Below are 957 nucleotides of genomic sequence, written 5' to 3' on the forward strand. Positions count from 1 at the left end.
TCCTGCTCGAGCCACCAAAACGCTTAGTTTTATAAACTAAGCGTTTTTTTATGTGTAAATTTAAATGCAATTAAGTTATAACTACATTTATAACTATATAAAAGTATAAAAATCAAATAATAAATATAGAAAATTATAGATTATTTGTAGTTGAAAATTTATTTCTAAAAAGTTAATTTAAAATTTATTTTTATATAATAGTTAAATTAAGAGTTTATAAAGTGCAAGGTTATTATAAAGGTAGTTAATATATTAAATTAAAATTATTAGCATTGAATAAATAAAAAGAAAAAATTTCTACTTATATAAAAAGAAATAGAACTAATACTATAGATATAATAATTAGTATTGGAGATGAATTTATGGCTAAAAAAGGTATGAAAAGATATTATAAACATGAAAATCACAAAGAAGTTGTACCAGAAATTCAGGGAAAAGCTAAAACCGGAAATGAAAAGGCTAAAGTAGAATTTTATTATACAACCCCAGATGGAGAACATTATACAGAGCCACATAAAATAGATTAAATAGAAGAGACTGCTTAGAATGAAGTTATAGAACTTCATTCTAAGTAGTTTTTTCTATTTATTAGATTATTTTTAATATGATTCTATTCTAATTTAGTAAAAATTATATATTAGGTATCCTTAGAAAAGTTATTTTTATTTTCTTCATATATAAATTCAAATTAATCTCATCTAACTTAATATGTTATCTATTATTTGATTAAATAGATAATCTTAAATACTATATTTTGAAATGAATTATCAACTCTAATGGATGTACGTTTATAATATTACTTAATATAGATATAATTTTTTTCATCAATATATCAATTGATTTTCATAAATTTTTAGTATAATAACTAATATATTATAAATACGCAACCTAGTGTATCACGAACAATATATACAAGAAAAATAAAGAAAAACAGAGAAAAATAAGATTAAATTTAAA

The 957-nt window shown here is 19.9% G+C and carries 1 protein-coding gene; it reads left to right on the plus strand.

Annotation, left to right across the window (positions count from 1 at the left end):
• Positions 1–362: 362 nt before the first annotated feature.
• Positions 363–527, plus strand: coding sequence for a hypothetical protein (locus BN346_RS21885; protein WP_187372123.1), 165 nt, complete (start codon positions 363–365; stop codon positions 525–527).
• Positions 528–957: the final 430 nt, after the last annotated feature.

The organism is Clostridium ihumii AP5 (assembly GCF_000612845.1).
Classification (GTDB): domain Bacteria; phylum Bacillota; class Clostridia; order Clostridiales; family Clostridiaceae; genus Clostridium_J; species Clostridium_J ihumii.

Excerpts from the sequence above, each read along its gene's own strand:
- BN346_RS21885 (WP_187372123.1), top strand. The coding sequence starts at position 363 with ATGGCTAAAAAAGGTATGAAAAGATATTATAAACATGAAAATCACAAA.